This is a genomic window from Pseudoalteromonas sp. MMG024 (genome assembly GCF_021654175.1).
In the GTDB taxonomy this organism is placed as follows: domain Bacteria; phylum Pseudomonadota; class Gammaproteobacteria; order Enterobacterales; family Alteromonadaceae; genus Pseudoalteromonas.
In genome coordinates this window covers 1-413 of the sequence record NZ_JAKFZO010000064.1, presented here as the reverse complement: position 1 = coordinate 413, position 413 = coordinate 1, and the positions used below count along the sequence as shown (strand labels likewise).

Genomic DNA, 413 nt, shown 5'->3' with positions numbered 1-413 from the left:
ATGAACTACGCCAAGAAGCTGGCGATGTCGGTTTCTGCCGACTCTCTGACCATTTTTGATCGCTGTTACTCAAGCGCTGAACTGATGCTCAACTGGCAGCGCCAACATGGTTCAAGCCACTGGATGACGCCGGTGAAATCCAACACAAAATATGAAGTGGTAGAGCAGCTGGACAAAGAAGGACGAGACTTCATCGTTGAAATGAAGGTCTCTGGACATGCCAGAAAGCAAGACCCAAGCCTGCCTGAGAAATGGCGGGCAAGACTCGTGTTATATCTGGACAAAAACCAGCCAAATCACATCAAAGGCGTGCTCACCTCACTGACGGACAAACAGTATGAAACCCAGTCTTTACTCGATGTTTATTTTGAACGATGGGAGATAGAAAACAGCTATGGCGAAATAAAACACGA

1 protein-coding gene is annotated in these 413 nt (G+C 47.2%); it reads left to right on the top strand.

Going from position 1 to position 413, the window contains the following annotated elements:
* Nucleotides 1–413, top strand: a 413-nt coding sequence (locus L1068_RS21875) for a transposase (protein WP_237131969.1), incomplete at both ends; no start/stop codon positions are given.